The organism is Paraburkholderia phenazinium (genome assembly GCF_900142845.1).
Taxonomy (GTDB): domain Bacteria; phylum Pseudomonadota; class Gammaproteobacteria; order Burkholderiales; family Burkholderiaceae; genus Paraburkholderia; species Paraburkholderia phenazinium_A.
On the sequence record NZ_FSRU01000002.1, the window covers coordinates 1 to 25115 of the forward strand.

28 protein-coding genes are annotated in these 25115 nt (G+C 63.1%); 12 read left to right on the forward strand and 16 right to left on the reverse strand.

Going from position 1 to position 25115, the window contains the following annotated elements; all coding sequences use genetic code 11:
• The 3 genes from BUS12_RS17175 to BUS12_RS17185 form a co-directional block, all read left to right on the forward strand.
• The coding region (locus BUS12_RS17175; RefSeq protein ID WP_171991673.1) for a MerR family DNA-binding protein at positions 1 to 260 on the forward strand (260 nt) is incomplete at its 5' end.
• A gap of 298 nt (positions 261 to 558) precedes the next feature.
• Complete coding sequence (locus BUS12_RS17180; protein WP_074265275.1) at positions 559 to 705, forward strand: DUF3563 family protein; 147 nt, start codon at positions 559 to 561, stop codon at positions 703 to 705.
• Positions 706 to 966: 261 nt separating this feature from the next.
• On the forward strand, positions 967 to 1329 hold the full coding sequence (locus tag BUS12_RS17185; protein ID WP_074297627.1) for a hypothetical protein: 363 nt from the start codon (positions 967 to 969) through the stop codon (positions 1327 to 1329).
• A gap of 102 nt (positions 1330 to 1431) precedes the next feature.
• Here BUS12_RS17185 and BUS12_RS17190 read toward each other — a convergent pair whose 3' ends face one another.
• Together BUS12_RS17190 and BUS12_RS17195 are read right to left on the reverse strand one after the other, a co-directional pair.
• Positions 1432 to 2277, reverse strand: a complete 846-nt coding sequence (locus BUS12_RS17190; protein WP_074297629.1) for a 23S rRNA (adenine(2030)-N(6))-methyltransferase RlmJ — start codon at positions 2275 to 2277, stop codon at positions 1432 to 1434.
• 283 nt (positions 2278 to 2560) lie between these two features.
• Entirely contained in the window at positions 2561 to 3532 is a 972-nt protein-coding gene (locus tag BUS12_RS17195) for a potassium channel beta subunit family protein (protein WP_074297631.1), read from the reverse strand.
• A 255-nt stretch (positions 3533 to 3787) separates the two neighbouring features.
• Here BUS12_RS17195 and BUS12_RS17200 point away from each other — a divergent pair, with 255 nt between their 5' ends.
• Positions 3788 to 4585 carry a 3-hydroxybutyrate dehydrogenase gene (locus BUS12_RS17200; RefSeq protein WP_074297633.1) on the forward strand — a complete coding sequence of 266 codons (798 nt, stop codon included), beginning with the start codon at positions 3788 to 3790 and terminating at the stop codon, positions 4583 to 4585.
• A 10-nt stretch (positions 4586 to 4595) separates the two neighbouring features.
• Positions 4596 to 5834, forward strand: a complete 1239-nt coding sequence (locus BUS12_RS17205; RefSeq protein WP_074297635.1) for a DUF3734 domain-containing protein — start codon at positions 4596 to 4598, stop codon at positions 5832 to 5834.
• 175 nt (positions 5835 to 6009) lie between these two features.
• On the opposite strand, the gene BUS12_RS17210 is transcribed toward BUS12_RS17205, so the two are convergent.
• Complete coding sequence (locus BUS12_RS17210; protein WP_074297637.1) at positions 6010 to 7209, reverse strand: amino acid aminotransferase; 1200 nt, start codon at positions 7207 to 7209, stop codon at positions 6010 to 6012.
• Positions 7210 to 7690: 481 nt separating this feature from the next.
• On the opposite strand from BUS12_RS17210, the gene uvrB reads away from it, so the two are divergent.
• From uvrB to BUS12_RS17235, 5 genes are all read left to right on the forward strand, one after another.
• The gene (gene uvrB, locus BUS12_RS17215; RefSeq protein WP_074297639.1) at positions 7691 to 9784 is read left to right on the forward strand and encodes an excinuclease ABC subunit UvrB; all 2094 of its coding nucleotides are present in this window, start codon (positions 7691 to 7693) and stop codon (positions 9782 to 9784) included.
• Positions 9785 to 10189: 405 nt separating this feature from the next.
• A complete protein-coding gene (locus BUS12_RS17220; protein ID WP_074297641.1) occupies positions 10190 to 10738 on the forward strand; it encodes an iron transporter in 549 nt (182 codons plus the stop codon).
• Positions 10739 to 10795: 57 nt separating this feature from the next.
• On the forward strand, positions 10796 to 11128 hold the full coding sequence (locus tag BUS12_RS17225) for a cupredoxin domain-containing protein (protein ID WP_074297643.1): 333 nt from the start codon (positions 10796 to 10798) through the stop codon (positions 11126 to 11128).
• A gap of 93 nt (positions 11129 to 11221) precedes the next feature.
• Positions 11222 to 12067 (forward strand): FTR1 family iron permease, encoded by an 846-nt coding sequence (locus BUS12_RS17230; protein WP_074297645.1) that lies wholly within the window; start codon positions 11222 to 11224, stop codon positions 12065 to 12067.
• Positions 12064 to 13485: a 4Fe-4S binding protein gene (locus tag BUS12_RS17235; protein WP_074297647.1), complete on the forward strand. Its 1422-nt coding sequence runs from the start codon at positions 12064 to 12066 to the stop codon at positions 13483 to 13485. The genes BUS12_RS17230 and BUS12_RS17235 overlap by 4 nt, the downstream gene beginning before the upstream one ends.
• 246 nt (positions 13486 to 13731) lie before the next feature.
• Here BUS12_RS17235 and hemP read toward each other — a convergent pair whose 3' ends face one another.
• From hemP to BUS12_RS17255, 4 genes are all read right to left on the reverse strand, one after another.
• Positions 13732 to 14001 (reverse strand): hemin uptake protein HemP, encoded by a 270-nt coding sequence (gene hemP / locus BUS12_RS17240; RefSeq protein WP_074297649.1) that lies wholly within the window; start codon positions 13999 to 14001, stop codon positions 13732 to 13734.
• A 202-nt stretch (positions 14002 to 14203) separates the two neighbouring features.
• Positions 14204 to 14686, reverse strand: a complete 483-nt coding sequence (locus BUS12_RS17245; RefSeq protein WP_074297651.1) for an SRPBCC family protein — start codon at positions 14684 to 14686, stop codon at positions 14204 to 14206.
• 58 nt (positions 14687 to 14744) lie between these two features.
• Positions 14745 to 15143: an OsmC family protein gene (locus BUS12_RS17250; protein WP_074297654.1), complete on the reverse strand. Its 399-nt coding sequence runs from the start codon at positions 15141 to 15143 to the stop codon at positions 14745 to 14747.
• Positions 15144 to 15250: 107 nt separating this feature from the next.
• A complete protein-coding gene (locus BUS12_RS17255; protein WP_074297656.1) occupies positions 15251 to 16123 on the reverse strand; it encodes a pirin family protein in 873 nt (290 codons plus the stop codon).
• 123 nt (positions 16124 to 16246) lie between these two features.
• Here BUS12_RS17255 and BUS12_RS17260 point away from each other — a divergent pair, with 123 nt between their 5' ends.
• Positions 16247 to 17275, forward strand: coding sequence for a LysR family transcriptional regulator (locus tag BUS12_RS17260; protein WP_074297658.1), 1029 nt, complete (start codon positions 16247 to 16249; stop codon positions 17273 to 17275).
• Between the two features lie 372 nt (positions 17276 to 17647).
• On the opposite strand, the gene BUS12_RS17265 is transcribed toward BUS12_RS17260, so the two are convergent.
• From BUS12_RS17265 to murI, 5 genes are all read right to left on the reverse strand, one after another.
• Positions 17648 to 18067: an ExbD/TolR family protein gene (locus tag BUS12_RS17265; protein WP_074297660.1), complete on the reverse strand. Its 420-nt coding sequence runs from the start codon at positions 18065 to 18067 to the stop codon at positions 17648 to 17650.
• 16 nt (positions 18068 to 18083) lie between these two features.
• Positions 18084 to 18815, reverse strand: a complete 732-nt coding sequence (locus tag BUS12_RS17270) for a MotA/TolQ/ExbB proton channel family protein (RefSeq protein WP_074297663.1) — start codon at positions 18813 to 18815, stop codon at positions 18084 to 18086.
• A gap of 65 nt (positions 18816 to 18880) precedes the next feature.
• Complete coding sequence (locus BUS12_RS17275) at positions 18881 to 19618, reverse strand: energy transducer TonB (protein ID WP_074297665.1); 738 nt, start codon at positions 19616 to 19618, stop codon at positions 18881 to 18883.
• A gap of 236 nt (positions 19619 to 19854) precedes the next feature.
• On the reverse strand, positions 19855 to 20091 hold the full coding sequence (locus tag BUS12_RS17280) for a (2Fe-2S)-binding protein (RefSeq protein WP_074297667.1): 237 nt from the start codon (positions 20089 to 20091) through the stop codon (positions 19855 to 19857).
• 252 nt (positions 20092 to 20343) lie between these two features.
• Positions 20344 to 21255: a glutamate racemase gene (murI, locus tag BUS12_RS17285; protein ID WP_429307135.1), complete on the reverse strand. Its 912-nt coding sequence runs from the start codon at positions 21253 to 21255 to the stop codon at positions 20344 to 20346.
• Between murI and BUS12_RS38800 the strand changes: the two genes are divergently transcribed.
• On the forward strand, positions 21254 to 21400 hold the full coding sequence (locus BUS12_RS38800) for a hypothetical protein (RefSeq protein WP_171991674.1): 147 nt from the start codon (positions 21254 to 21256) through the stop codon (positions 21398 to 21400). The two genes, murI and BUS12_RS38800, sit on opposite strands and share 2 nt — an antisense overlap.
• On the opposite strand, the gene bfr is transcribed toward BUS12_RS38800, so the two are convergent.
• The 4 genes from bfr to BUS12_RS17305 form a co-directional block, all read right to left on the reverse strand.
• Positions 21397 to 21876, reverse strand: a complete 480-nt coding sequence (bfr, locus tag BUS12_RS17290) for a bacterioferritin (RefSeq protein WP_074297671.1) — start codon at positions 21874 to 21876, stop codon at positions 21397 to 21399. The two genes, BUS12_RS38800 and bfr, sit on opposite strands and share 4 nt — an antisense overlap.
• 217 nt (positions 21877 to 22093) lie before the next feature.
• Entirely contained in the window at positions 22094 to 23617 is a 1524-nt protein-coding gene (locus tag BUS12_RS17295) for a fumarate hydratase (protein WP_074297673.1), read from the reverse strand.
• 51 nt (positions 23618 to 23668) lie between these two features.
• Positions 23669 to 24268, reverse strand: a complete 600-nt coding sequence (locus BUS12_RS17300) for a TIGR00645 family protein (protein WP_074297675.1) — start codon at positions 24266 to 24268, stop codon at positions 23669 to 23671.
• A gap of 217 nt (positions 24269 to 24485) precedes the next feature.
• A complete protein-coding gene (locus tag BUS12_RS17305) occupies positions 24486 to 25094 on the reverse strand; it encodes a hypothetical protein (protein ID WP_074297676.1) in 609 nt (202 codons plus the stop codon).
• Positions 25095 to 25115: the final 21 nt, after the last annotated feature.

Sequence of the window (25115 nt, forward strand, 5' to 3'; positions counted from 1 at the left end):
GGCTGGGCTTCCTGGTCGAGGATATCCGCCGTCTGCTGGCCTTGTGGCAAGACCGTTCGCGTGCGAGCGCCGAGGTGAAGGCCATCGCGCTCGAACACGTTGCGGATCTCGACCGCCGCATCGCAGAGCTGACGGAGATGCGCGACACGCTCTCGCATCTCGCCGAGCATTGCCATGGCGATGCCCGGCCGGATTGTCCGATTATCGAAGGTCTCGCCGATCCGGAAACGGCCGCCACGCACAGTTGCCATACCGGTTGACGACCCTAAGGTGCAACCCGGGCGCAGATTCGTTGCAACCGGGCCACATAAATGCACTATGATGGTGCTTAGATGTGGCTCGATTCCGTCAAAATCAGTTTGAAACATCACTTAAGTTATAAAAATCAGTCGCTTATCGTCAAATTTCCGATGCACCATTCCAAAACGGAATGCACGCCATTCGGGCATTTCACTAGCCAGGTTGCACCAAAAGCCTATAATCCGGGTTAACCCTTCATAAGGGAAATCCCTGATGCCCAATCCACCGGGGATTCATTTTCGATCCTTGGAGAACATCATGTTTGCATACCTTCTTGAAAAGCTGAGCACCTGGTTTGAAACCGCTGAACGTAGCCGTCGTGAGGCTTACCTCGCGTCGTCGTCGGACATCGTCCAGCTCGAACAGCGCATCCGCTCGCTCGAAACGAACGGCTACTCGCTGTAATTCAGGCTTGCAGTACGTTTGACCCGCGGTAACGCAGATCGCCCACCAAGGGGACTCTCTCCAAGGCGCGCGGTCGCAGCAGTAGAGCGTAAGGCCCCGTATAGACGGGGCTTTGTCACATCTGGCGTCTGCGTTTTTTCCGGCGCTCATCGGTTGACTGGCTCGTGTCGTTCAATATCGACTAGCTTGAACGTTGCCACCGCGGTAAGGTAAAGCGTTTTTTGCGCAATCCGGCATTCTCGCAACCAACCCGGTCCGCTCATGGCTCCAGTCCGATTGATTCGCTCCTTGCAAGGGGCCGTTGTTCCCGCGCTGTTCGCTACGGTCGCGATGCTGACGCTCGCCGCGCCGACGGCATTTGCCGCCTCGTCCAGCGGCGGGCAGCCGTTGATACTCGATACGCAGCAGGGCATCAGCGACGGCCACAGCGGCACCGTGCTGCAGACTGCGCCGCTGTCACACGAGCGGATCGTTCAGGCGAAGCCGATCGCGACACCTACCGAGCTCACGCCGAACTCGTCGGTGCCGATCGTCGTTGCCCCGTATATCCAGTTGCCTGCCGGGGGTGGCACGTCGAACTCGCATTCGACGCCGCAGCCCCGTCCGGCGCAGTCGTCGCAGTAGATGCGGTAGACCGCCGCGCCAGCCTGCGGATCTCCGCCGCCGGCTCTTCAAACAAGCGCCTAGAGGTGAATGCGCTGCAGGGCAGCTCACCCTTGAATCGCCTCAATCGCCGCGGTGTTCCACCTTGAATTGCGCGGCTTTGTCCTGGCCGAGTGCCTGCACCAGCCACGGCATGGTTTCTTTAAGCGTTTTAGCCAGCGTATAAGGTGGGTTCAGGATGAACATTCCGCTGCCGAAGAGCCCAAACCCATCTGACGGCGGATTGCTGACGGTCAGCGACACGTGCAGCCAGTTGCGCTCCTGCAAACGCTTCAACTGATCCGGAAAGCGTTGCGATTCAGGGCGCGTCACCTGCGGATACCAGACCGCGTAGGTGCCGGTCGCAAAGCGTTTGAGGCTTTCCTCGACGCAATTCAGCGTACGCGTGTAGTCGCGCTTGTCTTCGAACGAAGGATCGACCAGCACTAGCGCACGGCGCGGCGGAGGCGGCAGCAAGGCCTTGACGCCGTCGAAGCCGTCGCCTGCGTAGAGCATGGCGCGCCGGCCGGCATCGCGAAAATTGTGCTGCAGCACGTCGATCTCGGTGCTGTGCAGTTCGAACAGGCGCATGCGGTCCTGTTCGCGCATCAGCCGCCACGCGAGATACGGCGAGCCGGGATAGAAGCGCAGATTGCCGTCGGCGTTGAGCGCGGCGACTTCATCCACGTAATCGGCCAGCATGGGCGGCAGATCGGTGCGTCCCCACAGTTTGGCAATGCCGGTCTCGAACTCGCCCGTCTTGGTGGCGTAGCCTTCCTTCAACGAATAGACGCCGGCGCCGGCGTGCGTGTCGATGTACCAGTACGCCTTGTCTTTCTGGGCGAGGTAGCGCAACAACTGCACGACGACGGCGTGTTTCAGGACGTCGGCATGATTGCCTGCGTGAAAGGCGTGGCGGTAACTGAGCATGATGAGGTGAGACTCGAAAGAGGGCGTGCCGGTCGATTGAGGGCCGCGGTGGACCCAACGTGGGTCCGCCCGCGCGGGGCGCCGCGTTGCGACCGGAAGTGCACGTGCAAGGCGGACGCGTATTGTACGCGAGCCCGCGTTGCCGTCCGAGCGGCGGCGGGATCTGGACCACAACCTGGCCCCTGGTCTACCGCACCGGCTGTCCGGGTTCCAAGCCGCCGGGGGGCGGTGACAGGTTGCGTTTGCCGCGCTGCCGCTCGCGCGGCGAACGCGGCAACGCGCTTCACTCGTACGTGTCGCCGACGATCTCTTCAATCTTCAGCTTGAGCTCCGGCGTAATCTTCGCGGCCACGTCCTGAGCCTTCATGTTCTCGGCAATCTGCTCGACGCGCGACGCACCCGTGATCACGGTGCTGACATGGGGGTTCTTCAGGATCCAGGCAATCGCCAGTTGGCCGACCGTGCAACCGAGCTCGTCCGCCACGCCGCCGAGCTTGCCGACGACGCCGTTCTTGCCCGTATCCGTGACCTGCTTTTTCAACCAGTCGTAGCCCTGCAACTGGGCGCGGCTGTCAGCCGGTACGCCGTCGCGATACTTGCCGGTCAGGAGGCCCGAGGCGAGCGGGCTCCACGTGGTCAGCCCAAGGCCGATGTCCTCGTAAAGCCGCTTGTACTCCTGCTCGACGCGCTTGCGGTGGAACAGGTTGTACTGCGGCTGTTCCATGACAGGTTTGTGAAGATGATGCCGCTCCGCGACGTCGTAGGCCGCACGGATTTCGTCCGCGCTCCATTCGGACGTGCCCCAGTAGAGCGCCTTGCCGCGCGTGATCATGTCGCTCATCGCCCAGACGGTTTCTTCGACGGGCGTATTCGGGTCGGGCCGGTGGCAGAACACGAGATCCACGTAGTCGAGCTGCAAACGCTTCAGCGACGCGTCGATTGCGTTCAGCAGATACTTGCGGTTCAGCGTGTGGTACTGGTTCGGCGCTTCCTGAAGGCCCCAGAAAAACTTCGTCGACACCACATAGCTGATGCGCGGCCACGCCAGTTCCTTCAAAGCCTGTCCCATGATTTCTTCGGATTTGCCGCCGGCATAGACCTCGGCGTTGTCGAAGAAATTCACCCCGGCGTCGCGTGCCGCCGCCAGCGATTCGCGTGCCGCGTGCGTGTCCACCTGATTGCCGTAGGTCACCCAGGAACCGATGGACAGTTCACTGACTTGCAGGCCGGAGCGGCCGAGTCGTCGATAGTTCATGCATTTCTCCTTGCGAGTTGATGCAGCCGGCATTTACTCCTGCCAGCGAAATCGGGCGCCGAATCGGGCGCGACCCATACAGTTTAAAGAGATACGGATTTCTGCGTGATTTCCGGATGACTTTCACGGGGTTCATGCACAATAGCAAAGTTGGCCGCAGTGCAGCATTCGTCTGAACGGCCTATGCCGTTTGGTCAGCTTTACGCCGCCTGCGTGTCGTGGTGTCATTGCTCATCAACTGTATGGAGGTTCTGGATGTCGTCACTGAACACGAATCTGAATGGCAAAGTCGCGGTTGTCACGGGCGCGGCGAGCGGGATCGGCAAGCAGATCGCGCTGACATTGTCGGCAGCGGGCGCCGCGATTGCGATTGCCGATCTGAATCAGGATGGCGCGAACGCCGTCGCTGAAGAGATCAAGCAGGCCGGCGGCAAGGCCATTGGCGTCGCAATGGACGTCACGAACGAAGAAGCCGTCAATCAGGGTATCGACAAGGTGGCCGCGGAGTTCGGCTCGATCGACATCCTCATTTCGAATGCCGGCATCCAGATCGTCAATCCTATCGAGAACTACGCTTTCTCCGACTGGAAGAAGATGCAGGCCATCCACGTCGACGGTGCGTTCCTCACCACCAAAGCGGCCCTGAAGCACATGTACAAGGACGATCGCGGCGGCACGGTGATCTACATGGGCTCGGTCCATTCGCACGAAGCCTCGCCGCTGAAGTCGGCGTATGTCGCGGCCAAGCATGCCTTGCTGGGTCTCGCGCGCGTGCTGGCGAAGGAAGGCGCGAAGCACAACGTGCGCTCGCATGTCGTCTGTCCGGGCTTCGTGCGCACGCCGCTCGTCGACAAGCAGATTCCCGAGCAGGCCAAAGAACTCGGCATCAGCGAAGAAGACGTGATTCGCAACGTGATGCTCGGCGGTACGGTGGACGGCATTTTCACCACGGTGGAAGACGTCGCGCAAACCGTGCTGTTCCTCTCCACTTTCCCGAGCGCGGCCTTGACCGGCCAGTCCTTCATTGTGAGCCACGGCTGGTTCATGCAATAAGGAGACGGTTATGGCGCAACGCAATGTCAAGCGGGCGCGTGCCGGCACCCTCGGCGACGGGGATGGCGAGCACGCCGGAGCAGCGGCTGGCGTTCGCGCCAGCCGGCATGTCCAGTTGCCCCAATACGAAACCATCGCGCTGATGCTGCAAGGCGGCGGCGCACTGGGTGCCTATCAGGCCGGTGTTTATCAGGGCCTCCACGAGGCCGGCATTGAGCCGAACTGGGTCGCCGGTATTTCGATCGGCGCGCTCAACACAGCCATCATTGCCGGCAATGCACCGGAGCATCGCGTCACACGGCTGCTCGAATTCTGGGAGACCATCTGTCAACCGGCTTTCGCGCCGCCGCTGCCGCCGTTCCTCGAGCAGACGCTGTTCAATTCCAACGACACGATCCGCAAGGCGTTCACCGCCATGCAGGCCACGGGGGCGATCGTCCAGGGGCAGAAGGGCTTCTTCGTGCCGCGCTTCCCGCCGCCCATGCCCACCGTTTCCGGGCCGCCGCAAAACGCCAGCTACTACGACACGTCGCCCATGAAGTCGACGCTCGAAAAGCTGTGCGATTTCGACCGCATCAACTCGGGTGAAACACGCGTCTCAGTCGGCGCGGTGAACGTCGGGACGGGCAATTTCGCGTACTTCGACAACACGCACATGAAATTGCGGCCGGAGCATTTCATCGCCTCGGGCTCGCTGCCGCCGGGGTTCGGTGCAATGGAAATTGATGGGGAGTACTACTGGGACGGCGGCCTGATGTCCAACACGCCGCTCTACGAAGTCGTCCAGACCACGCCACGTCGTGACACGCTCGCGTTTCAGGTGGATCTGTGGAGTGCCATCGGGCCGGTGCCGGACAATATCACCGACGTGCAGGGCCGCATGAAGGACATCCAGTATTCGAGCCGCACGCGCCTCGTTACCGACATGCTGCAGCGTTCGCAGCGTTTCAGGCACGTGCTGCGCGAAGTGCTCGACCGCGTGGCGCCCGAACATCGCGACGACCCCTGGTGCAAGTTGGCGGATGATCTGTCCTGTTCGAAACGCTACAACGTCATCCATCTGATCTACCGGCAGAAGGAGTACGAAGGGCATTTCAAGGACTTCCAGTTCGGCTTGTCGACCATGCGCGAACACTGGGAAAGCGGCTTGCAGGATATCCACAACTCTCTGGCGCAACCCGACTGGCTGGCGATGCCTGATAACGACGCCGGTTTCGTCACGCACGACATCCATCGCGACAAACGCTGAGGGTTTAGCTGAAAGCGTGGTTGAGGGTTTAGCCTCAACGGTTCTTGGCGCCCAACAAAAACGGCGCCCTGCTGATCGCAGGGCGCCGTTTTCTCCGCCAGGCCAGGCCAGGTCAGGCCAAGCCAGGTCAGAGCGGAGGATAAGCGGCTTCCAACTGCGCCGCCGCCTCAGTCCATTACTTCAGGACTTGAGCAACCGCGCTGGCCACGGCATCGAGATTGCGCGTGTTCAGCGCAGCCACGCAGATGCGGCCCGTACTCACGGCATAGATGCCGAATTCTTCACGCAGACGGTCCACTTGCGCTGCCGTCAGGCCCGAATACGAGAACATGCCGCGTTGCGCGTTCACGAAGCTGAAGTCGCGGTCCACGCCGCTTGCTTTCAGGCGTTCCACCAGGCCGTTGCGCATGGCGCGAATGCGGTCGCGCATTTCGCCGAGTTCCGATTCCCACGTCGCGCGCAGTTCCGCCGAGCCGAGTACCGCTGCGACAACCGAGCCGCCATGGGTGGGCGGGTTCGAGTAGTTCGTGCGGATCACGCGCTTGAGTTGCGACAGCACGCGCGACGCTTCTTCCTTGCTGCCGGTGATGATGGACAGCGCGCCGATGCGTTCGCCGTACAGCGAGAACGACTTCGAGAACGACGACGAGACGAATACGTTCAGTTCAGCGAGTGCGAACAGACGCACGGCGGCAGCGTCGGATTCGATGTTGTCGCCGAAGCCCTGATAGGCGATGTCGAGGAACGGCACCAGTTCGCGCGCCTTGACGACTTCGACGATCTGCTGCCATTGGGCCGCGGTCAGGTCGACGCCGGTCGGGTTGTGGCAGCACGCGTGCAGGACGACGACCGTGCCGGCTGCATAGCCGTTCAGGGCCGCCAGCATGCCTTCGAAGTTCACGCCATGGGTCTTCGCGTCGTAGTACGGGTACGAGACGACTTCGAAGCCTGCGCTTTCGAACAGCGCACGGTGGTTTTCCCAGCTCGGGTCGCTGATGGCGACCTTGGAGGCCGGGTTGACGCGCTTCAGGAAGTCCGCGCCGATCTTCAGCGCGCCCGTGCCGCCCAGTGCCTGTGCGGTCACTACACGGCCCGCGGCGATCAGCGGCGAGTCGTTGCCGAGCAGCAGCTTCTGCACGGCCGCGTCGTAGGCAGCAATGCCTTCGATCGGCAGGTAGCCGCGCGGCAGCGCCGCTTCGATGCGAGCCTTTTCCGCGTCGCGCACGGCGCGCAGCAGCGGAATCTTGCCTTCTTCATTGAAGTACACGCCCACGCCCAGGTTGACCTTGGTGGTGCGCGTATCTGCGTTGAAGGCTTCGTTCAGGCCCAGGATCGGGTCGCGGGGAGCAAGTTCGACGGCGGAGAACAGAGACATGATGGTTCGGCAGTAGTGAAAAGAGGGACGGCTCGAGCCTGGCTGCGGCACCGGTGGGGCAGAGCCTGTGCGGGCGGCCTGCGGTTGATCAGGCCGAATCGGGCAGGTCGGTGTCTAAAGACGGTGTCTAAAAGAGCAGCAGCGAGCGCAGCATGCCATTGTAGCGAATCCCGGGGCGTTTTTTGGGCCGTGGCCGCATCCAAAAGCGATTATTTGCTTGAAAAACAGCGCTTTGGCACCAGTTTCGACAAGCGGGCGGCACTGCGCCGGCGTCTGCGGGCAGCCCGGCAAGCGGTGGCGCCGCGGCTTTGCCGGGATCCGCTCTGGCGCCGGAGCCATACCCGGACAACCACCGCAGATCGGCCTGAACGTCCTCCGCAATCCAGCCATTTCCGGCCGCATCAGGCTCCTGTCCTCCACTCAGCCCGCGCTCCCGCAAACCGCTAGAATAGTCCTTTGCCCAGGCCCCGGTGCCGCACACATGTCCGAACATCATCTGACTGAAGTCAACGACGCTCTCGACGAGTCGAAATTCGTGACGTTCGACGACTCGCCGTTCCAGCTTTACCAGCCATACCCGCCCGCCGGCGACCAGCCGAGCGCCATCGACACGCTCGTCGAAGGCGTCGAAGACGGCCTGTCGTTCCAGACGCTGCTGGGCGTAACCGGTTCGGGCAAGACCTTCACGATGGCCAACACCATCGCGCGGCTCGGCCGCCCGGCCATTGTGTTTGCGCCGAACAAGACGCTGGCGGCCCAGCTTTACTCGGAGTTTCGCGAGTTCTTCCCGCGCAACGCGGTCGAGTACTTCGTCTCGTACTACGACTACTACCAGCCGGAAGCGTATGTGCCGCAGCGCGACCTGTTCATCGAGAAAGACTCGTCGATCAACGAGCATATCGAGCAGATGCGGCTCTCGGCGACCAAAAGCCTGATGGAGCGGCGCGACGTGGTGATCGTCGCGACGGTGTCGGCAATCTACGGTATCGGTAATCCGTCCGAATATCATCAGATGATTCTGACGCTGCGTACCGGCGACAAGATCGGCCAGCGCGACATCATCGCGCGGCTGATCGCGATGCAATACAACCGCAACGAGACCGAGTTCCAGCGCGGCGCGTTTCGCGTGCGCGGCGACACCATCGACATCTTTCCGGCGGAGCACGCGGAGATGGCGGTGCGGGTCGAACTGTTCGACGACGAAATCGAAACGCTGCAATTATTCGATCCGCTGACGGGCCGCGTGCGCCAGAAGATTCCGCGCTTCACCGTGTACCCGTCGTCGCACTATGTGACGCCGCGCGAAACCGTGATGCGCGCGGTGGAAACGATCAAGGCCGAACTGCGCGAGCGGCTCGAGTTTTTCTACAGCGAAGGCAAGCTGGTGGAGGCGCAGCGTCTGGAGCAGCGCACCCGTTTCGATCTGGAGATGCTGCAGGAGCTGGGTTTCTGCAAAGGCATCGAGAACTACTCGCGGCACTTTTCGGGCGCGGCGCCGGGCGAACCGCCGCCGACCCTGGTCGACTACCTGCCGGGCGACGCGCTGATGCTGCTCGACGAATCGCACGTGCTGATCGGCCAGTTGAACGGCATGTACAACGGCGACCGCGCGCGCAAGGAAAACCTCGTCAATTACGGTTTCCGCCTGCCTTCGGCGCTGGATAACCGGCCGCTCAAATTCAACGAATTCGAGCGCAAGATGCGCCAGGTGGTGTTCGTGTCGGCCACGCCTGCCGACTACGAGCAGAAGACGGCCGGGCAGGTGGCCGAGCAACTGGTGCGGCCAACGGGTCTCGTCGACCCCGAAATCGAGGTGCGTCCGGCCCGTACCCAGGTCGACGATATCCTCTCCGAGATCAACGAGCGCGTAAAGGCGGGCGACCGCGTGCTGGTCACGGTGCTGACCAAGCGCATGGCCGAGCAGCTGACCGAGTTTCTCGCCGATCACGGCGTCAAGGTGCGCTATCTGCACAGCGACATCGACACGGTCGAGCGGGTCGAAATCATCCGCGACCTGCGGCTCGGCACCTTCGACGTGCTGGTGGGGATCAACCTGCTGCGCGAAGGGCTCGATATTCCGGAAGTGTCGCTGGTGGCGATTCTCGATGCGGACAAGGAAGGCTTCCTGCGTGCGGAACGCTCGCTGATCCAGACCATCGGCCGGGCGGCGCGGAACGTGAACGGCCGGGCGATCCTGTACGCCGACCGCGTCACGGATTCGATGCGCCGCGCGATCGACGAAACCGAGCGGCGGCGCACCAAGCAGGTCGCCTTTAACCTGAAGATGGGCATCACGCCGCGCGGTGTGGTCAAGCGCATCAAGGACATTATCGACGGCGTGTACAACGTCGACGAAGCGCGCGCCGAACTGAAGGAGCAGCAACAGCGGGCCAAGTTCGAGGACATGTCGGAGAAGCAGTTGTCCAAGGAGCTCAAACGGCTCGAGAAGCAGATGATGGAGCACGCCAAGAATCTCGAATTCGAAAAGGCGGCTCAGACGCGCGATGAGCTCGCGCTGTTGCGCCAACGCGTGTTCGGCGCCAACGTCGGCGATCATCTGACCGGCACCAACTGAGATTTCGGCCCGGCACCCGCAGCCGGCCGGCAAGCCGTGCGGTGCTCAGCCGCGCGGCCTGCGACTTCAGCGTTCCCTTCGTCACGTCCTTCCGTTGGATCTCATTCCAGCCGCGCTGCGTTCAATCTGACCCCGAGTCGAACTATTCTGTAAGGCTACAAAGATAGCTCTGTCAGAACAACGCCCCGCCTATCCGGTACGCCAAGTCCTTTGTCCACAAGGGTTTCTTGGCGCCGCCATTTGTTCTCAACGCCGAAGAATGATAAAATCCGTTCAATATTGAGAATGGTTCGCATTAGCGTTAGTAATTTTGAGAAATGCGTTTGAATGGAATGCCATACCTTTCTCAATCTGGCGTTTCAGCCCGGCATTCGTCGTCTTAGTCTAAAAAAACAAGGAGTTTCAATGCGAGTCTCTTCATTTCTGCGCGGCGGTGTGGTGGCCGTCGCGGCGGTGGCCACGATGTCGGCCATGGCCGCTGAATATCCCATCGGCAAGCAGCAGATTCAGGGCGGCATGGAAATCGGCGCGGTCTACCTGCAGCCAATCACGATGGAGCCCGAAGGCATGATGCGCAAGGCAGCGGATTCGGACGTCCACCTCGAGGCCGACATCCACGCCGTCAAGAACAACCCCACCGGCTTCGCCGAGGGCGACTGGATGCCCTATCTGCAGGTGAGCTACGAGCTCTCGAAGGCCGGTTCGGCGCAGACGCAGAAGGGCGAGATGATGGCGATGGTCGCCGACGACGGTCCGCACTATGGCGACAACGTCAAGCTGCAAGGCCCCGGCAAATACCACCTGAAGCTCTTTATCGCGCCGCCCATGCAAGCCGGCCACATGGCCTTCGGCCGTCACGTCGACAAGGAAACCGGCGTGGGTCCGTGGTTCAAGCCGTTCACGCTCGAATACGACTTTACGTATGCGGGGATCGGCAAGAAGGGCGGGTATTGATTCACGCGATTCACGCAGCCGGCGCATGAAGGCGCGCCGGGTTTTCCGGAAGGACCCATGAGAATCAACCGAAAGATCGCGATCCTTGCCATGACGACTTCGCTCGTCGGCGCCGCCCATGCTGCGGACCTGCCGACCTTCAAGCTCGAGATGGCGGACGGCAAGCTCAATCCGGCGCGCATCGAAGTGCCGGCCGGCCAGCGTATCAAGATCGAAGTGCGCAACGCGGGCAAGGGCGCGGCTGAATTCGAAAGCGTTCAGTTGCGCAAGGAAAAAGTGCTGGCGCCGGGCGCGGAATCGTTCGTGGTGATCGCGCCGCTGTCGCCGGGCGAGTACAAGTTTTTCGACGATTTCCACCAGCAGGCGCAGGGCGTGATCGTCGCGAAGTAGTTGAGGCGCGCGAGCTGTGTCGACGGTGTGTCGAAGCGGCGAAGGGTCTGGGTGCGGATGCAAGGCGTCCGCTCAAGCAGTAGGAGAAGTTCGATGGGTCAGGTGTTGTTCATCGTGTGGCGGGAGAGCGTCGAGGCGCTGCTGGTCGTCGGCATTCTGTATGCGTGGCTGAAAAACGGCGACGACAATGCGCGGCGCGGCCTGCCGTATCTGTGGGCGGGCGTCGGCGTGGGCATCCTCGCGGCGATCGGGCTCGGTGCGGCGTTGATCGGTTTCACCGAGGTGTTGTCCGGCGACGCGCAGGACTACTTCCAGACGGCGATGGTGCTGGTGGCCTGCGTGCTGATCGTGCAAATGGTGCTGTGGATGAAGCAGCACGGCCGCACGCTCAAGCGCGACATGGAACAGTCGCTGCAACAGAGCACGCGCGATTCGAACGGGTGGGGCATTGCCGTGCTGGTCGCGCTCGCGATTGCCCGGGAAGGCAGCGAGACGGTCATCTTCCTGTATGGCCTCGGCTTCGGCCAGTCGGGCCACGTGGACGGCGGCCAGATGCTGGCCGTGCTGCTCGGTCTGGGCCTGGCGTTCCTGACGTTCTACGTGCTGCAACTGGGTGGCAAGTTCTTCTCGTGGCGGCTCTTTTTCCGCGTCACCGAAATCATGCTGCTGTTTCTCGGCGCGGGTCTGTTCCAGGCCGGCGTCGACAAGCTGATCGACAAGGAGATTCTGCCCACCTTCGTCGACCCGCTGTGGAACACCTCGGCGCTGCTCGACGATTCGAGCACGTTCGGTTCGCTCGTCGCCACCCTCACGGGTTACCGTGCCCATCCCGCGCTGACGAATCTGGTCGCTTATGCGGTGTACTGGGGCGTCGTGTATCTGCTGGTACGCCGGGCTAACCGGCGGCCGGCGCAGCGCGCGGCAGGGCGCGCAGCATGAGGGGTGCCCTTGACCACGCCGGCCATTCGAGCCGTCCCAGCCGGCTCGCCGCGGCGGGCCAGTGGATGCAGCGGCATGGTGCGCTGATTCGCGTCGTCCAGTGGGGCGTGGTGGCGGTCTATGCCTTTCTGATTCTCGTGCCGGCCTTCACGCCGTTGCCCGATGACACGGCGCATCTGTGGAGCAACCTCACGCTGGCCGCGCAGTTCGTGTTCTGGGGCATCTGGTGGCCGTTCGTGCTGCTATCCATGGTGATGCTGGGCCGCGTATGGTGCGGCGTGCTGTGTCCGGAGGGCGCGCTCGCCGAGTTCGCCAGCAAGTACGGCCGCGGCTGGGCGATCCCGCGCTGGATGCGCTGGGGCGGCTGGCCGTTCGTCGCCTTCGGACTGACCACCATCTACGGTCAGATGGTGAGCGTCTACCAGTATCCCAAGGCGGTGTTGCTGGTGCTTGGCGGCTCGACCTTCGCCGCGATGATCGTCGGCTTATTGTATGGACGCGAGAAACGCGTCTGGTGCAAGTACCTGTGCCCCGTCAACGGGGTTTTTTCGCTGCTGGCGCGGCTCGCGCCGTTTCACTACAAGGTCGACGAAGACGCATGGCGCCGCTCCTACAAAGAGGGCGAACACGGGCATCGGGTGATTCCGATCAACTGCGCGCCGCTCGTGCCGTTGCGCAACATGAAGGGCGCGGCGGCCTGCCACATGTGCGGCCGCTGCAGCGGTCACCGCGATGCCATTGCATTGACGTGGCGCGCGCCATCCTCGGAAGTGGTGGAACTCGGCGACCAGCAGGCGAGCGCCTGGGACACCGCGTTGATTCTCTACGGCCTGCTTGGCATCGCGATTGGCGCGTTTCACTGGACCGCGTCGACATGGTTCGTCGACCTGAAGATGTTCCTCGCGACGTGGCTGGTCGACCGCGACATCACATGGCCGCTCGCCACCAACGCACCGTGGTTTCTCTTCACGCACTATCCTGAGCAGAACGATGTGTTCTCGTGGCTCGACGGCACGCTGGTGATCGGCTACATCCTCGCCACCGGGTTCGTCTACGGCACGACCCTGCTCGTGCTGTTGATGGGCGCCACCCGCACGCTGGGTCGCTTTAGCGCGACACGCTTGCATCATCTCGCGCAAGGGCTGATTCCGCTTGCCGGCGCGGGCGTGTTTCTTGGGCTGTCGGCGACCACGCTGTCGCTGCTGCGCGCGGAGCATGTTTCGCTAGGGTGGGCGGCGGATCTGCGCATCGCGATTCTGGTGGTGGCCAACCTCTGGAGCGCCTGGCTCGCGTGGCTCGTCACGCGGCGCTACAGCGCGCGGCTTTTCCAGCGCGGCCTGGCAATGCTCTGGTTTATCGCCGCCCTTGCGGTCGTCGATAGTGCCTGGTGGCTCATGTTTTGGGGCTGGACGCGCTAAAAACACCAAAGCCGTGGGATGTCGCCATCCACACGGCTTCGTCGTTCTGTTCATTCAGCAGTTGCGACCCGCGCTTCGGCGCCTGTCCGCATTGGGTGGGAACCAAAAAAATGGCCTGGCTTGCTGCGACGGCTGGCTTGGTTATCTGCACGAAGGGGTCTAGATCTCGCGTGCAAGCCGTCGTTGCTGGCTAATGCCCAACACCTCTCGAGGAGGTGGTCCCCACAATACCCGGTGTGTCCTTCGTTACTTCGTCAAAATCAGCTTGCCGAGCCGTGTGGCGCGAAGCTGGTAAGTCTCGCCGTTGTGCACGATGCTCACGTGGCTGTGCCCTTGCAGGAGCGTTTCGCTACGTACCGACGGCGCGGCCGTTCCCGTCTTCGGCGCGACGGCATTGCCGCGTTCGCTGGACGGTCTCGGTGCGGTTGCCGTCGTGCCGGTTTTCGGACGGCTGGTCAGCGCAGCGCTCGCGGGGCGGCGCAGGCTAAGCGTAGAAGAGCGCGTGAGGTCGTTCATTCGTTCCGTCGGGTTGTCGATTCGATGGACTAATTCTAAATGATAATCGTTCCCATTTACAAGTCCATTAATTCATCGGAATAATGTTTCGATAGTCAGGGGGACGTAAGTTCGAAGATGAGAGGCGCGTGCGGTTGAGCGTGGAGCCGCGCCGCATCCGTCCGGCGCGCGACCCGGACGGACAACGGGCCGCCCTTCGTGCTCAATGCAGCGCGTCAGGCGCCTTGCGGCCTTGCACGTACTGACGAATCAGGCGGACCGTATCGATGTCCGACTCGCGGTAGGCCGATTTGACGATTTCCTGCGTCTGGCGCGCATCCTGATCGTCGGAGACGGGCAGGGTGGTGCTGTACTCGAAGCGCAGGAACAGTTGCAGTTCGTCGGGCTGTTCGATGGTCATCGTGAGCGAGCCGCCCACATGCGTTTCGGTGGCGAGGATGTCGTAGCGCACGCTCTGATCGGGCGAGAGCGTCACGCGGTCGCGTACGGTGACCTGCCCGTAGTGCAGTTCGCGCTCGAGCGTGCTGTCGGTGCGCGACAGGATCGTGCACGTGTCGAGCCCCAGCACGAACAGTTGCGGCTGCTCGGCGCGCAACACCAGGCCTTCCCACAACTGCTCGCGGGTCATGGTGTCGACGAACGGATTCAACGGATCGTTGATCTGGACGAGATGTTCGAAATTCAAAACGGTGGCTTCCTCTTAAGCAATGGGTCCGAGCCCGCTGCGATGCCTTCGGGCTGGCTCAAGCGGCAGCCAGGCCCGAGCGGATCGAGATCGGGTGCGTCAGGATCTTGTGGACCGGGCAGGCATTGGCGATCTGCAACAGACGTTCCCGCTGCTCGTCCGACAGGTCGCCTTCGAGCACGATACGCCGGTCGATCGTCGAACCTTCGCCGTCGGTCTCGATTGACAGCGTCACGCGGACGTCGGCGAGCGGCCAGCCCTTGCGCTGTGCATACATCTTCAGCGTGATCGATGTACAGGCGCCGAGGCTTGACAGCAACAGCGTCACCGGGCCAGGGCCGCGGTCGCCGCCGCCGAGCGACTCGGGTTCGTCGGCGAGCCATGTGTGCTTGCCGTCGTCGAGAAGAACCTGGAAATTCGTCGAGCCGATGTGGGCTGTGACCGTGGACTCTGCCATGCGCGCTCCTGAACCGGGACGGGATGCGCCGCGCGGCGCAGGGAGGCTGCGGCGCGCGGCATGAGTCGCTATTGTGAACGAAATTGTCCGGCTTCGTGCCGTAGAGGTCAGTGCGTAATCTGCCCCATCCGGCCTGCCTGATAGTCGGTCACCGCCTGGCGAATCTCGTCTTCGGTGTTCATCACGAACGGACCGTAGCGCACCACCGGCTCCTTCAGCGGCACGCCGCCCAGCAGCAACACCTCGAGCGGTTCCTCGCCGGCCGCCAGCGTGACCGTCTCGCCGTCGTTGCCGAACACGACCATCTGCCGCGCGCCTACTTCGCGGCGCGCCTCGCCGTAGAAGCCCTTGCCCGACAGCGCGTACGCGAACACCCGGTAATTCGCCGGCACGGCGTGCACGATCTGCGCGCCCGGCTGCAACGTGAAATGCTGATACAGGATCGGCGTGCGCGTTTCGATCGCAGCCGCCACGCCCAGCGCTTCGCCTGCAATCACTTTCACGCTGACCTGGCCGTCCTCGGAGGTCGCGACCGGAATCTGGGCCGACGGCATTTCCTGGTAGCGCGGCGCGATCATCTTGTCGCTGCGCGGCAGGTTGACCCACAATTGCAAGCCGTGCACGCGGCCGCCGCTGCGCACGAACTCCGGGTCCGGCATTTCGCTATGCACGACGCCGGCGCCCGCGGTCATCCACTGCACATCGCCGGCGTGCAGCGTGCCGGAGTGGCCTGCCGAGTCCTTATGGCCGAACTGGCCCTCCAGCACGTAGGTGACGGTCTCGAAGCCGCGGTGCGGATGGTCCGGCGCGCCCTTGGCTTCGCCGGGCGCGTAGTCGATCGGGCCCATTTCGTCGAGCAGCAGAAACGGGTCGAAGTCCATCAGCATGCGGGTCGGAAACGGGCGGTGGACGATAAAGCCGCCGCCTTCGGTCGTGCGAACGGCGGGGTACGTGCGTTCGATCGTGCGTGTCGAGCTCATCAAAAGTCACCTTGAAAAATGGGGAATAGCGTTATTTCTGAAACATAGAGCTATTATAGGGACCGTTTTTAGAGGTGCCAGCCACCGTCACGCAATGGATTGTTCTATTCATGGAACGATGAGATGAAGATCGATTCGCATAATCTGAACGACCTGATGTACTTTTCTCAGGTCGTCGAGCACGGCGGGTTTTCCGCCGCCGAGCGGGTGCTGGGTATCTCGAAGTCGCGCTTGTCGCGCCGTTTGACCGAACTGGAGGCGTCGCTCGGCGTCCGTCTGTTGCAGCGCTCCACGCGCAAGCTGGCGCTGACCGAGGCCGGTCAACTGTTCTATCAGCATTGCCAGGCGATGCTCTCGGAAGCGCAGGCGGCGGTCAACGTGGTGCAGCAATTGCGCTCGTCGCCGCGCGGCACGGTGCGCGTGAGCGTGCCGGTCACCATCTCGCAGACGCTGCTGTCGCAGATCCTGCCGGAATTCATGCACCGCTACCCGGAAGTGCGCGTGGTGATGCGGGTGACCAATCGCGTCATCGACCTGTTCGAGGATTCGATCGATGTTGCGTTGCGGATCCGCTCGGAGCCGCCGGAAAACGCCAATATCGTCGTGCGGCCGTTGTGGCGCACGCAGCAGATGCTGGTCGGCGCGCCGAGCCTGTTGCAGCAAAACGCCCCGCCGTTGCTGCCGGCCGACCTGGACCGCTTCGAGACACTCGATACGCCCACCACCGACGGCCGCCACGTCTTCCAGCTGATCTCGCCGGAGGGCACGCGTCACGCGCTCGAGCACGAGCCGCGTCTGGTGAGCGCCGATCTGATGACGATCCGCGAGGCGGTGCTGGCGGGTGTCGGCATCGCCGCGTTGCCCGAGATGATGTACGGGGCCGCGCTGCGCGCCGGGCAACTGTCGCCTGTGATGCCGGGTTGGACCTTGCCGTCGCCGCAACTGTATGCGGTGTTTGTGTCCCGCCAGGGCATGGTGCCGGCGGTGCGCGCGTTCGTCGACTATCTGGTTGAAATGCTGGATCCGGATACGGGTAAGCACATCATGGGCGAATGTCCGACGGCGGCGGAAAAACGCAAAGCCGCGCAGGCGGCGCCGGGGTATGCGGCAAACCCGGCGGTGGGCCAGGCGGTTGCGCAACCGACCGCGTGAACCCCAGCCACGCAGCGTCATATCGTTTTGGCATTTAAGCGCCGTCTGCGATGAGTACTTTCAATGGGCGTTTGCTTGAATGCCCGGGCCTGCGGGCATATAGTGAAATCCCTCCGCTAAGGAGTCTCTTACGCGGAAACTCATGGCCGCTATCATAGCGAGCCTGATAGGGCTGATCGCGCTGTCCGTGTCGACCACGGCTGTCGCATGTGGAGACACTCGCCACTCATCCGATGGCAAGTGATCTCGCCGCCCGAAGGCGCCGAGTGCGCACAAAAAAAGGCCTTCATCCGACGATGAAGGCCTTTTACTTTTTACGGCGCGTTTTAGCCCTTGAAACAAGGGTCTTTCGCGTTTCTAGCGGGCAGCGTGCTAGTGGCTCACCGGTTGCGTCACGAAACCGATTTTCGTGAGACCGCCGGCCTGCGCCGCGGACATCACGTCCGCCACCTTTTCATACGCAATCTTGCGGTCCGCGTTCAGATGCAGTTCCGGTTGCGGGTCCGCCTGCGCGGCTTGCGCAATCTTCGCGCGCAGCTCGTCGCTGCTGACCGCTTTGTCGTCCCACAGCACGGTGCCGTCGGCCTCGATCGAAACGTTGACCTGAGCCGGTTTCGTCTCTTCCTTCTGGCTGCTTGCATGCGGCAGATCGATTTTCACCGCATGCCGGATCACCGGGATCGTCACCATGAAGACAATCAGGAGAACCAACATCACGTCGACGAGCGGCGTCATGTTGATTTCGTTCATCAGGCCGTCGTCATCGTCGCTGGCGAAGGGGCTCATTCCCATCGGAGTACCTCGCTGATCAGTGAGTGCGCGTGGCGAGACGCAGGCCGTCGCCGCGCTTGGACGACGACAGGCGCGCGCCCGTCACGAAGAACGCATGCAGGCCGTGGGCGAAGCGGTTCAGCTTGGTGACGATCGCCTTGTTCGCACGGGTCAGCGCGTTATAGCCGAGCACGGCGGGAATCGCGACGAACAGACCGAACGCGGTCATGATCAGCGCTTCGCCGACCGGACCCGCCACCTGGTCGAGCGAGCTCTGGCCGCTTGCACTGATCGCCAGCAGCGCGTGATAGATGCCCCACACCGTGCCGAACAGACCGACGAACGGCGCCGTGCTGCCGATCGAGGCGAGGATCGCGAGGCCGCTCTGCATGCGCGCGATGCTGTCGTCCATGGTGTCTTTCAGGCAACGCGTGACCCAGTCCGACACGTCCATGCGGTCGTGCAGATGCGGTTGCGTCTGATGATGGTGATCGGCGGCTTCCTGACCCGACAGCGCGAGCGCGAGGAACGGGTTGTCCTGCGGCGACGAAGCACCGGCGCCGAGTTTCTGCACGCCATCGGAGAGATCGTCCGAATGCCAGAACGACTGTTCGGCGTTCTTCGTCAGGCGCTTGAGACGCATCACGTTCCAGGCCTTGATGACGATCACGCTCCACGACAGCACCGACATGATCAATAGCGCGAGCGCGATGCCGCGCGTCACGAAATCCCCTTGTGCCCAGACGTGGGCTAAACCGTAATTCTGCATTGCCATTCCTTTTTTAAAGTCTGCTTCAGCCGTTCGCTCGCGCGAGCGGCCCGATGATTCAGTGCTCAGTCGCTCAGGCCGAACTGGTAGGGCTGCGTGTAGGCCGCCCGGATCGGCACGCCGTTCTCGAGATAGGGCTTGCATGAGCTCGCCTTGACGGCGGCCAGCGCGGCGTCGTCGAGCCGGTCGTAGCCGCTGCTCTTTTTCAGCTCGACGTTCTCGAGGTTGCCGGTCAGGCCGACGACGAACCGCACGTAAGCCGTACCGGTTTCGCCGCGGCGCCGCGAGAGGGCCGGATAGTCGGGCTTGGCGATATTGCAGTCGAGATGCGAGACGTTCTTCGGCGCGGTGATTTCCATCGTCGGACGGCCGATCGCGGGCGCGGCCGCGGCGGCCGGCGGCGCAGCAGGAGCGGCCGGCGCCGCCGGCGCGGATGGCGCGGGGGCGGGTGCTGTGGGCGACGGGCTCGCCGCCACCGGCAGCGGTGCCGGCGTGGGCTTGGGCGTCGGCCGCGGCTGCACCTTGGGTTTGGCGTGCGGCACCGGCGGCGTGGGCTTGGGCGGCGGCGGAGCGAGTGACTGCAGGGCGACCGGTGCGGCGACGGGCGCGGGACTCAGCAACTCGGCGGTCATCGTGCGCGATTCGAGCGGGCGGGCCGGCGGGGTAGTGCGGGCGCTCAGGACCACCGCGAGCAGGGCGACGTGGATAGCGGCGACCGCGGCGGTCGCTTTGACGGTGCGGGAATTCATGCGGCTGGAAGGCGCCGGCGCGAAGCCGGCCGGGACGGACTGCGAGGCGCGCATGTTAGCGCGACCGCGCGCCGTCGATACCGGGTCTACGACAAAGCAACGTCATTTTCGGAATATCAGCAGCGAAATGCACAGTGTGGTCACGAAACCAATCAGCAATTCCATCTCGAACTCCGGTTACGGGGTGAGCGGTAGCTGGCTGGTAACGTGTACTGGCTTGCTGACGGCAGTGGACTAAAGCGTGAGGCCGCGGCGGACTCAGGCGCACGGCGAGCGCCGTGCCGGCAGGATCAGGCGGCCTTGCGCTCGTAAAACGTGAGCGGAACCGGATGCGCGTGATGTTCGACCCCGCAACGGCTCGCGCAGACGCCGCTTTGCGCCATGACATCGCGCACGGACTCCTCGCACTTGCCGCAGCAGGTGGCGACGCCCAGCTCGAACTGGAGTTCGTCGAACGAATCGACGCCTTCCGCGATCGAGGCACGGATCTTCCGGTCGGATACAGATTTGCACACGCAGACAATCATGGTTGGGCGCAATAGCTAACGTTAATGCGAATTATTATCATTTTGTTTGATGCATTTGGCAAGCGTCCTGCGGGAATTTTTGTAACAAAACCAGCCTGTTAGGAGGGATACCCCGGATTCGGGGATAGGGCTGGATGGGGCCGCACCGGCCGGATTGGCGGTGGACGGGGGCCGCAGGTGGGCTGGACGATGCCCGGAGATCGGGTGAGAGACTTGCCGGCGGCGCGCCCGAGGCGCGTCCGGCGGCGCGGTTCAAGCCGCCTGGGAATCCGGCGCGACCGTGCGCCGCGACGGGATCACGACGCGCTCCACGGGCGCCTCGATATGCAGCAGGGTGGCGGCGAGCTGTTGCAGATGCGCACCGTCGCTGGTCGAGCAAAAACGGGGCAGATCGGCCGGACGACCGGGTTCGCTGCGCAAGCCGTGCTGGTCGAGCACGCGCTCCAGTTGGCGCGCGATGGCGACGCTGGTGTCGATCAGCGTCATGCGCTCGCCGACGATATCGCGGATCGCCGCGTCGAGAAACGGGTAATGCGTGCAGCCGAGCACGAGCGTGTCGGCGCCGGCATCGAGCATGGGCTGCAGATAGCTGTCGAGCAGCGCGCGCAGTTCGGCCGAACCGACGTCGCAGCGTTCGATGGCTTGCACGAGGCCGTGGCCCGGCTGGCAGAGGAAACGGCAGTCGGCGGCATAGCGTTCCAGCAGCGCCTGAAAGCGGGCGCTGCGCAGCGTCACCTGGGTGGCGAGGACGCCGGCCACGCGGGTTTTCGATTGCACGGCAGCGGGCTTGATACCCGGCTCGACGCCGATCAGCGGAATGCTCAGTTGCTCGCGTACCAGCGCGATGGATTGAGCCGTCGCCGTGTTGCACGCTACCACCAGCACCTTGGCGCCCTGCTTGACGAGCCACTGGCCGATCGCGAGTGTGCGGTCGGCGATGAAGTCGTCGTCGCGCTCACCATACGGGGCGTACAGCGAGTCGGCGACATAGATGATCGATTCGTCCGGCACTTGCGCGCGCAACGCGCGCAGTACCGACAGGCCGCCCAGGCCCGAATCGAACACACCTACCGGCGCACAGCCTGTCTGAGGCTCGACGACAGCGCGCGCGAGGGGCACGGTAAGACCTGCGTCTGACGAAGCGTTAGGCATGGGTGCAGTCATGGAAACGGACAAGGGCACGGACAGGGTCACGGGCTGGGGCAAACAACGCAAGGGTACATTCAAACGCAAGGGCGAACTCAAACTCGAACTGGAACGACCCAGCCCGCGCAGCGCGTTGAACCCGCGCGCGGGCTGCGCCGCTTAGGATTCGATCGAACCCATGCCGCTTTGCTGGTAGTTCTGGATGCCGACCTTGTCGATCAGATCCAGTTGCGTTTCCAGCCAGTCGATATGTTCTTCGGTGTCGTCGAGAATCTTCACGAAGATTTCGCGCGAGATGAAATCGCGTACTGATTCGCAGTACACGATGGCTTCCTTGCAGGTGCTCTGCGAAATCTGCTCGAGCTTCAGATCGCATTCGAGGATTTCTTTGGTTTCCTCGCCGATCAGCAGCTTGTGCAGGTCTTGCAGGTTGGGCAGACCGTCGAGCATGAAGATGCGTTCGATCAGCCAGTCGGCGTGCTTCATCTCGCCGATCGATTCGTCGTACTCATGCTTGCCGAGCTTTTCGAGGCCCCAATGTTTGTACATCCGGGCGTGCAGAAAGTACTGGTTGATCGCAGTCAGTTCGTTCTTCAACTGCGAGTTCAGATATTCGATGACCTTCTTGTCGCCTTGCATGGTTTTTTCCTTGTGGGGGCTCTGAAATACGATTTTCAACAACAATAAACGCCCGATCCGAAAAAGCCAAGGATCGCAACATCTTTTGACACATACGAACGGCGAACCATGACCGCCCGGCGCCGCATCAATGAAAAAGCCGGGACCGCGGGTCCCGGCTTCATGCCATCAGACAGCGGGCGCAAGACCTGACCTGAACCAGGTAGCAGAGCGGGTGTTAAACCGTCGCGACCGGAATCTTGCCGATCTTCGCTTGCCATTCCTTCGGGCCGGTCTGGTGGACCGAGGTGCCGTTCGAATCGACTGCCACTGTCACCGGCATGTCCTGCACGTCGAACTCGTAGATGGCCTCCATGCCGAGGTCTTCGAACGCCAGCACCCTGGCGCTGCGGATCGCCTTCGACACGAGGTACGCCGCGCCGCCCACAGCCATCAGATAAGCCGCCTTGTGCTTCTTGATGGCTTCGATGGCGACCGGACCGCGCTCGGCTTTACCGATCATCGAAATGAGACCTGTTTGCGACAGCATGGTCTCGGTGAACTTGTCCATCCGCGTGGCGGTGGTGGGGCCAGCCGGGCCGACCGCTTCGTCGCGCACCGGATCGACCGGGCCGACGTAATAGATCACGCGGTTGGTGAAGTCCACCGGCAGCTTTTCGCCCTTGGCGAGCATGTCGGCGATGCGCTTGTGCGCAGCGTCGCGGCCCGTCAACATCTTGCCGGACAGCAACAGCGTCTGGCCCGGCTTCCATGCGGCGACTTCCGCCGGCGTCAACGTGTTCAGATCGACGCGCTGGCTCTTTTCCGTGTCCGGTTCCCATTGCACTTTCGGCCATGCGTCGAGCGACGGTGCTTCGAGCTTCGCGACGCCCGTGCCGTCCAGCGTAAAGTGGGCGTGCCGGGTGGCCGCGCAGTTCGGGATGATGGCGATCGGCTTGGAAGCAGCATGCGTCGGCGCCGCCATGATCTTGACGTCGAGCACGGTGGCGAGGCCGCCGAGACCTTGCGCGCCGATGCCCAGCGCGTTGACCTTCTCGTGCAACTCGATGCGCAGCTCTTCGATCCAGTCCTGCGGGCCGCGCGCGATGATGTCCTGGATGTCGATCGGATCCATCAGCGATTCCTTCGCCATCAGCATCGCTTTTTCAGCAGTGCCGCCGATGCCGATGCCGAGCATGCCCGGCGGACACCAGCCGGCGCCCATGGTCGGCACCGTCTTGAGGATCCAGTCGACGATCGAATCCGACGGGTTCAGCATGGCGAACTTCGACTTGTTCTCCGAGCCGCCGCCCTTGGCCGCGACCTGCACGTCGACCTTGTCGCCCGGCACGATCTCGTAGTGGATCACGGCCGGCGTGTTGTCCCTGGTGTTCTTGCGGGCCCCTTCCGGCGGGCTCACGATCGACGCGCGCAGCACGTTGTCCGGGTTCAGATAACCGCGGCGCACGCCTTCGTTGATCATGTCGGTGACGCTCATCGTCGCACCGTCCCAACGCACGTCCATGCCCACCTTCACGAACACCGTGACGATGCCGGTGTCCTGGCAGATCGGGCGCTTGCCTTCGGCGCACATGCGGCTGTTGGTGAGGATCTGCGCGATCGCATCCTTGGCGGCCGGGCTCTGTTCGAGCTCGTAGGCGCGGCCGAGGGCCTGGATGTAATCGAGCGGGTGGTAGTAGCTGATGTACTGAAGCGAATCAGCAATGCTCTGAATCAGATCTTCCTGTTTGATGACGGTCATGGCTAGCTCTGTGGGGACAATGGCGCTTGTCGTACCGATCGCAATGCGCGTTCAGTCTTGCGCCTTCAGGGGAGGGGAAACGGGTTGCTCGCGCGCCGGCTCGTGAAAATGGGCCGGGTGCGTATGCGTGGTCAGACGGTCGACGAGGGCCATCACGACCGCGGACAGCAGGAACGCCAGATGAATGATCACCTGCCACATGATGGTGTGCGTCGTATTCTGGTCGGGGCTGATGAAGGTCTTCAGCAGGTGGATCGACGAAATGCTGATCAGCGCCATGGAGAGCTTCACCTTCAGGACGCCGGCGTTGACGTGATCCAGCCATTCGGGCTCGTCCGGATGACCCTCGACGCCGAGGCGCGAGACGAAGGTTTCATAGCCGCCGATGATCACCATGATCAGCAGGTTCGAGATCATCACCACGTCGATCAGGCCGAGTACGACCAGCATGACGTTGGTTTCGTCGAGCGTCATCGAGGCCGTGACCAGGTGCCAGACTTCCTTGACGAACAGGACGACGTAGACCGCTTGCGCGACGATCAGCCCGAGGTAAAGCGGCAACTGCAGCCAGCGGCTCATGAAGATGAGCGACGGGATAGGGCGCATCGGGCGGCGCGGGTTACCAGCGGAGGCGGAGCGCGGAGCGGACATGGGCAAGAATCAGGGCGATGAAACCGGGCTGAAAGCGGGGGCGGCGCGCCGGCGCGCCAGGCACACCGGGAAAGCTCGCGGCAGGCGCGCTATTGTACAGCGACACCCGGGGCAAGCTCGGGGAGACGGGCAATCTCGTCGATGCGACACGACGCGCCGTCGCCAGCCCGCCGCATGCTTTCGCCGGCGGCGCTCGCGAGCGCCGCGACTGGGCGGTTCAGTGCGGCGTGCCGCTGTAGAGATCGCAGGGGGCGCCGCAGGCTTGATCCGCGAGTGCGAAGTGCGCGATGACACGTGCCTTGCCGGGACCTCGTGAACCCTCGCCGGCCACGATGCGCAGCGTCTTCAGCCGCAAAGGCGTCGCCGGCGGCACGGCAACCTGACCGGCGCAGTGCGCCGTCGACAGATTCTTCTGCGGGACCGATTCGTCGAAGATCGAGAAGAGCCGGTACGCGCCCTCGCGCAGGCGCGCCTCGGCCGCGTGCGCCGCCCATGCTGCGGCATCGCCCGGCAGCACGAAGGCGCACTGCGCGCCGCGGTCGGCAAAGTGACGTCGCAGGGGGCTCTGCAGCGCGGCCAGACCGCTGGAGGTGATCTGCGAGACGCGGTAAGAGGTGCCGACGTAATCCTCCATCAGCCGCAGTTCGTCGAGGAAACGCTGCACGGTTGCGTCCGGCGGCGCGACACTGCGCAGCGCCGCGCCGATGCGGCGATGGCCGTCGTCGACGAAGTCGGTAATGGCCGGGTAACGCTCCGCATTGGAACGTCGGATGAGGTCGTCGAGGCGTCGCTGGTCGAGGGGACCTGGCCCGCGGAAAAGATTCATTGCGTCCTGAGGAAATGAGCG

Coding starts and splice junctions, on each gene's coding strand:
- BUS12_RS17180 (WP_074265275.1), top strand. CDS start 559: ATGTTTGCATACCTTCTTGAAAAGCTGAGCACCTGGTTTGAAACCGCT.
- BUS12_RS17185 (WP_074297627.1), top strand. CDS start 967: ATGGCTCCAGTCCGATTGATTCGCTCCTTGCAAGGGGCCGTTGTTCCC.
- BUS12_RS17190 (WP_074297629.1), bottom strand. CDS start 2,277: ATGCTCAGTTACCGCCACGCCTTTCACGCAGGCAATCATGCCGACGTC.
- BUS12_RS17195 (WP_074297631.1), bottom strand. CDS start 3,532: ATGAACTATCGACGACTCGGCCGCTCCGGCCTGCAAGTCAGTGAACTG.
- BUS12_RS17200 (WP_074297633.1), top strand. CDS start 3,788: ATGTCGTCACTGAACACGAATCTGAATGGCAAAGTCGCGGTTGTCACG.
- BUS12_RS17205 (WP_074297635.1), top strand. CDS start 4,596: ATGGCGCAACGCAATGTCAAGCGGGCGCGTGCCGGCACCCTCGGCGAC.
- BUS12_RS17210 (WP_074297637.1), bottom strand. CDS start 7,209: ATGTCTCTGTTCTCCGCCGTCGAACTTGCTCCCCGCGACCCGATCCTG.
- uvrB (WP_074297639.1), top strand. CDS start 7,691: ATGTCCGAACATCATCTGACTGAAGTCAACGACGCTCTCGACGAGTCG.
- BUS12_RS17220 (WP_074297641.1), top strand. CDS start 10,190: ATGCGAGTCTCTTCATTTCTGCGCGGCGGTGTGGTGGCCGTCGCGGCG.
- BUS12_RS17225 (WP_074297643.1), top strand. CDS start 10,796: ATGAGAATCAACCGAAAGATCGCGATCCTTGCCATGACGACTTCGCTC.
- BUS12_RS17230 (WP_074297645.1), top strand. CDS start 11,222: ATGGGTCAGGTGTTGTTCATCGTGTGGCGGGAGAGCGTCGAGGCGCTG.
- BUS12_RS17235 (WP_074297647.1), top strand. CDS start 12,064: ATGAGGGGTGCCCTTGACCACGCCGGCCATTCGAGCCGTCCCAGCCGG.
- hemP (WP_074297649.1), bottom strand. CDS start 14,001: ATGAACGACCTCACGCGCTCTTCTACGCTTAGCCTGCGCCGCCCCGCG.
- BUS12_RS17250 (WP_074297654.1), bottom strand. CDS start 15,143: ATGGCAGAGTCCACGGTCACAGCCCACATCGGCTCGACGAATTTCCAG.
- BUS12_RS17255 (WP_074297656.1), bottom strand. CDS start 16,123: ATGAGCTCGACACGCACGATCGAACGCACGTACCCCGCCGTTCGCACG.
- BUS12_RS17260 (WP_074297658.1), top strand. CDS start 16,247: ATGAAGATCGATTCGCATAATCTGAACGACCTGATGTACTTTTCTCAG.
- BUS12_RS17265 (WP_074297660.1), bottom strand. CDS start 18,067: ATGGGAATGAGCCCCTTCGCCAGCGACGATGACGACGGCCTGATGAAC.
- BUS12_RS17270 (WP_074297663.1), bottom strand. CDS start 18,815: ATGCAGAATTACGGTTTAGCCCACGTCTGGGCACAAGGGGATTTCGTG.
- BUS12_RS17275 (WP_074297665.1), bottom strand. CDS start 19,618: ATGCGCGCCTCGCAGTCCGTCCCGGCCGGCTTCGCGCCGGCGCCTTCC.
- BUS12_RS17280 (WP_074297667.1), bottom strand. CDS start 20,091: ATGATTGTCTGCGTGTGCAAATCTGTATCCGACCGGAAGATCCGTGCC.
- BUS12_RS38800 (WP_171991674.1), top strand. CDS start 21,254: ATGGAAACGGACAAGGGCACGGACAGGGTCACGGGCTGGGGCAAACAA.
- murI (WP_429307135.1), bottom strand. CDS start 21,255: ATGACTGCACCCATGCCTAACGCTTCGTCAGACGCAGGTCTTACCGTG.
- bfr (WP_074297671.1), bottom strand. CDS start 21,876: ATGCAAGGCGACAAGAAGGTCATCGAATATCTGAACTCGCAGTTGAAG.
- BUS12_RS17295 (WP_074297673.1), bottom strand. CDS start 23,617: ATGACCGTCATCAAACAGGAAGATCTGATTCAGAGCATTGCTGATTCG.
- BUS12_RS17300 (WP_074297675.1), bottom strand. CDS start 24,268: ATGTCCGCTCCGCGCTCCGCCTCCGCTGGTAACCCGCGCCGCCCGATG.
- BUS12_RS17305 (WP_074297676.1), bottom strand. CDS start 25,094: ATGAATCTTTTCCGCGGGCCAGGTCCCCTCGACCAGCGACGCCTCGAC.